Origin of the sequence: Bacillus sp. 220_BSPC (genome assembly GCF_001054655.1) — a bacterium.
In the GTDB taxonomy this organism is placed as follows: domain Bacteria; phylum Bacillota; class Bacilli; order Bacillales; family DSM-1321; genus Peribacillus; species Peribacillus frigoritolerans.
The window spans coordinates 1-3,009 of record NZ_JVPL01000231.1; the positions used below are offsets into that span (position 1 = coordinate 1).

Sequence of the window (3,009 nt, forward strand, 5' to 3'; positions counted from 1 at the left end):
CACTGACCGAATAAGTATATACTTTTGGCTAGGAGAAAGCTCTATTTCTTCGTCCCCCTTTCTGCAATACGAATCTTTTTTAATAGTTCGTTTTCCGCCTTTAGTAAGGTAATTTGTGCTTCTAAACGAGCATTTTTCTCTTCTAAGGTAAGTTCCTTTTCTCTAAGACGTCCTGAGTTTTCAGTTCTAGTGTCAAGTAAACCGATTATCCCCTTATTCTTGTAAGCATTTTGCCATCTTTTGTTCGCGGAATAAATTCTGTCCATCCCCAAAACCTCTGGATCAAACCCACAATGTTCAAATATTTCTCTCGCAGCCTTTCCTTTCTCTCTTTCAGAAATAAAAATATGCTTAAATTCATCTGTATAAGTGATTCCTTTTGTACCAACTGCTTTAACATATTTATTAGTTGATAGCTGCTTGGTCTCTTTCTCTGTGAAAATCTTTTTACTCATTATTTTCCCGTCTCCATGTTATCTCTAGTTGTGTTTCTTAATTATACAAAAAAGTACCCTATTGGTAGACTTTTTTTGGTGTCTACTTAATAGGGTACACTTTACAATTTTATTACTGAGAAATCGGGCTTTTTTTCGAATATTTCGATTCAGGAAAATGCTAACGACCATTGCCCACTTGGCGTATCATCTTGGAACGTTACGGCAAATGATAAAAACCCTTGAAATATAAAAATAAGATAACATATTGAGGGTTAAAATGATTGGAAAGTTGGGCACTCCTTGCACCTGGGTCCCCTAGGGACGCTTTTCCCACAGGGTTCTCGAACAACCACTCCAATCAACTTTGTTTAAAATGATAGAACTCGTCTTGTCTGCAGTTTTTTTTGAGTCGGTGTAAAAAATAGATTTCAATTCCAGGCACTCGCTTTTCCCGCAGGAGTCTCTCGCCTTCCGTTCCAATCAAATTTGTTTTAAAAGATAGAACTCCTTTAGTGCTATAATCCTTATTGGATGGAAGAAATGTGCGACACTCCTTCCGAATAACTGGCTAACCGAGACCCCACAGACGCTTGCGTCGGGGAGGCTTGCGTCGGGGAGGCTTGGCAGACAGTCGGCGGAAAGGGAGCGGATTTCTGAAATCAACTGGAACTTATTCAAAGAAAAAACTGCAGGCAAACGCGTTTTCTTCGTACTTATCTAAAAACAAGACAAGAGTAACCTTCATGTTTTTTACTGCAATCCTTATTGGATATGGCAGCTTATGCATTCAGAAACACACTCTTTTGTAGGTTATTGTTATATTGTGTCAGATTATACTAAGAATTCTTTACATATTAAAGGGTTCAAGTCTTAATTGGAGAAGTATATAATCATGATGTTTTTAACAAAGGATTACTGACTGCAAGGATTTTGACGTAGAAGGAGGGCTCTTAATTAAAAAGCAGCTGTTTAAACTAAGTATATTTTGCTTTATAATCTTTGTTCAAACATTATGGTCTCCCGCTGTTTTTGCTGAAGAAAAAACATTTATAATTGCTGGAGAAAGTGCCCTTCCTCCATTTTCATTTGAAAATGAAGCTGGTGAACTGACAGGCATCAATATTGATTTAATGGAGGAAATAGCGAAATATAATGACGTAGATTTCAAATATATTCCGATGAGGATGGAAGAAGCCGAAAAAGCCTTAAGTAACGGAACAATTGATGCAATTGTCGGAAGTACCTATAATACCGAAAAAGATAACCAATTTGATTTCACTCAATCCTATTTTACAATGTCCCAATCCATAATCATTCCTAGTAAAAGGAAACAGGATATTCATACGTTAACGGATCTACGTGATTTACATGTTGTCCTTGACCATAACACACCAGTTATCAGTACATTTCTCAATATGAGGAATACAAACTTAACGACCGTTTCAAATCAATACTCCGGAATTTTAACATTATTGAACAACCGAGCTGATGTGTTCATCGGAAACAAATGGACTGCTGATTTCTATTTAAAAAAATTCCGCCAAGAAAAGAATTACATCATTCTTGATGAAGTCATTGAGCCTGCGGATTATACGATTGCAGTGAAAAAGGGAAATCAATCGCTTCTTTTCATGATGGACAATGCACTCACAGAACTTAAGGCAAACCGAAATATCAATGGGATAATCGATAAATGGGTAATGCCACAATCCAATCAAAAAATTGCCAGACTCGAACAATTCATATTTTGGTTGATCATAATCTTAACTGCCGTGGCCCTTATCCTTCTAATCATTTACATATGGAATCAAAAGCTAAAAAAATCCGTACATAACCAGACTTTGAAATTACATTTATTAAATAAGGATTTAGAGAAACAACGGCAAAACATCGCTAATGCTGAAGCGTTCAAAGATCAAATCTTAAACAATATCCATAATGGCATCATAACATTCGATCTCGATTTCATGATTACTAGCTGCAATGCAAAGGCATCGGACATTCTAAACATTTCCAAGGAAATGATTCTGAATCTTACGAATCATTCGCAATTGATGAAGAATTTCGAAGCTTTACACCAAGAACAAAATGAGAATAATCGTACGGGTTCTTTTCGGATATTGGTATTAAATGAGGAGAATGAACAGAAGGTGATTTCTTATTCGATGCATAAGATGTTCAATTCTGAAGATATACAAACCGGATACTTACTTTCCATGAATGATGAGACGGAAAAGAAAACATTGGAGAAAAAATTGGTCACACAAGAAAAGCTGCACGCTCTTGGTCAACTAGTTGCAGGTGTCGCACATGAAATAAGGAATCCTTTAACATCGATTAAAACATTCATTGATTTACTTCCGAGTAAATATGATAATCCTCAATTCCGACAAGTTCTAATGGAACACTTGCCTACTGAAGTTAACCGCTTGAATGGGATTGTTACCGATTTAATTGAATATGCACGTCCGCGTCCGCCAAATATTACAAATTGCCACGCTCATGAGCTTATATCCTTACTTGCTTTTCATAAGGTGACAATGGAAAAAAAACAAATAAATTTCGAGCAGAT

At 36.3% G+C, this 3,009-nt stretch carries 1 protein-coding gene and 1 pseudogene; one reads left to right on the forward strand and one right to left on the reverse strand.

Annotated features, from left to right (window positions below; translation table 11 throughout):
* A pseudogene (locus tag ADA55_RS17915) lies at positions 1-455 on the reverse strand (HTH domain-containing protein); the annotation flags it as partial.
* Positions 456-1,543: 1,088 nt separating this feature from the next.
* On the opposite strand from ADA55_RS17915, the gene ADA55_RS17920 reads away from it, so the two are divergent.
* On the forward strand, positions 1,544-3,009 hold a 1,466-nt coding region (locus ADA55_RS17920), incomplete at its 3' end, for a transporter substrate-binding domain-containing protein (protein WP_264371013.1).